Here is a 2,107-nt window from a genome sequence, read left to right as displayed (position 1 = left end):
GGTTCGCGGCGGCGACCGACGGCGAGGCGTATCGGGCGGCGCACGAGGCGCTGCGCACCGCGTGGGGCGCCGAGCCCGTGCACGCGGCGGCGGGCGGTTCGATCCCGCTCGTGAACAGTCTCGCGGCGGCCCGACCCGGCGCCGAGATCCTGCTGTTCGGGGCACAGGACAGCATGTGCAACCTGCACGGCCCCAACGAACGCGTACTGGTGAGCGAACTGCGCGACGCGGTGGTGGCGGAGGCGGCGTTCTTCGCCGCGTACGGGGAGCGATTCGGCCGCGGATGACGCACGGCGCCCGGTGACCGAGCCCTCGATCCACCCCGAACCACCCGTACCCGCATAGGAGTAGCGCGTGAGTACCGATCAAGCCCCGGCCGAGGCCGAGGACGACGCCCCCGAGCCCAAACGCGGATTCCGCTTCCCCAGCGCGCTGACCGTATTGGCGATCGTGACGATCGTGGTGTGGGCGCTCGCGTTCGCCATCCCGGCGGGCGAGTACCGGCGCGGTGAGGACGGCAAGCCGGTCGCGGGCAGCTATCACCACACCGACTCCCCCGAGGACTTCGTCCAGCGGCTCAACGACCTGTTCCTGTCGCCGGTCAACGGCCTCTACGGAATCAAGGACGCGCAGAGCGGGCAGGTGGCGCCGGACAACGTCGGCGATCTGTACGGCAGCGCGGCGGTGTTCCTGTTCGTACTGGCGATCGGCGCGTTCATCACGGTGGTGTTCGCCACCGGCGCCCTCGATCGCGGGATCGCGCGGCTCGCGCACCGGCTGCGCACGCGCGGCGCGGTGCTCATCGTCGCGATCATGACGGTCTTCTCGATCCTCGGGTCGGTCGAGGGGTTCGCCGAGGAGACGCTCGGCTTCTACGGGCTGATCGTGCCGCTGATGCTGGCCCTGGGCTACGACCGGATGGTCGCCACCGGCACGATCATCCTGGGCGCGGGGGTGGGCGTGCTGTGTTCGACGGTCAACCCGTTCGCGACCGGCGTCGCCTCGTCGGCGGCCGGGATCTCGCTGGGCGACGGGATCGTGCTGCGGCTGCTGATGCTCGTCGTACTGACGGCGGTGACGATCCTGTACGTGGTTCGCTACGCGCGCCGGGTCAAGGCCGACCCGTCGCGGTCGCTCGTGGGTTTCCTGCCGGGCGATCACGAGCAGGCGGACGTCGCGGCGACCGGGGACGAACCGCAGGCGCTCACCGGCACGCACAAGGTCGTTCTGGTCGCGGTGACGATCACCTTCGTGTTCATGATCTTCTCGATCATTCCGTGGGCGCAGGTGCTCACCGGCGACGCGGACGCCACGCCCTACGGATGGGAACTGGACTGGTCCTTCGCGCAGTTGGCAGCGCTGTTCATCGTCGCGGCGGTGATCGTCGGAGTGGCGGCGCGGCTCGGCGAGAAGAAGCTCGCGGAGACGATCATCCAGGGCGCGGCCGACTTCGTCTCCCCGGCACTGATCATCATGCTGGCCCGCGGGGTGACCGTGATCATGAACAACGCCCAGGTCACCGACACCGTGCTGCACTCGATGGAGGGCGCCGTCTCCGACACTTCGTCGGCGGTGTTCGGGGTGTTGATCTTCGGGGTGAACCTGCCGTTGGCGTTCCTGATCCCCTCGACCTCCGGACACGCGACCCTGGCGATGCCGATCCTGGCGCCGCTGGCCGACTTCGCCGACGTCCCGCGTGCCCTCGTGGTGACCGCGTGGCAGGCCGCGTCGGGGTGGATGAACCTGTGGGTGCCGACGACCGCGGTGATCATGGGCGGGGTGTCGCTGGCCAAGGTCGGCTACAACCAGTATCTGCGTTTCGCCGCGCCGCTGTTGGCCATTTTGTTCGTGCTCGTCTGCGCGTTCGTGGCGCTGGGCGCGGGCCTGTCGTGACGCTCCTCCCGCCGGGGCGGCCCGGTTCGGCCGAGCGGCGGAAGGAACCGTTTCGTTCGGCGGGGTCGGGTGGCCGAAGGCGGCCCGGCGCGCGGGGGCCTGCGGCGGAAGCCGTCGTGACGGCCCTCTCCGCGGCCCCGGTCCGCCCGTCGGTCCGGCTCGGGCGCTCCCGCCACGCCGTGGAAACGACGCGCGTACGCTTCCTCGCGGCGAA

General features: G+C 70.5%; 1 protein-coding gene and 1 pseudogene. Both read left to right on the top strand.

The window, feature by feature from the left end:
- A pseudogene (locus GT354_RS02560) lies at positions 1–287 on the top strand (dipeptidase); the annotation flags it as partial.
- Between the two features lie 67 nt (positions 288–354).
- A complete protein-coding gene (locus GT354_RS02555; RefSeq protein ID WP_161354508.1) occupies positions 355–1,893 on the top strand; it encodes a YfcC family protein in 1,539 nt (512 codons plus the stop codon).
- Positions 1,894–2,107 lie beyond the last annotated feature (214 nt).

It is taken from the genome of Streptomyces sp. SID3343, from assembly GCF_009865215.1.
Classification (GTDB): domain Bacteria; phylum Actinomycetota; class Actinomycetes; order Streptomycetales; family Streptomycetaceae; genus Embleya.
The sequence above is the reverse complement of the archived record's forward strand: the minus strand, read 5'-3'. Positions and strand labels throughout refer to the sequence as shown.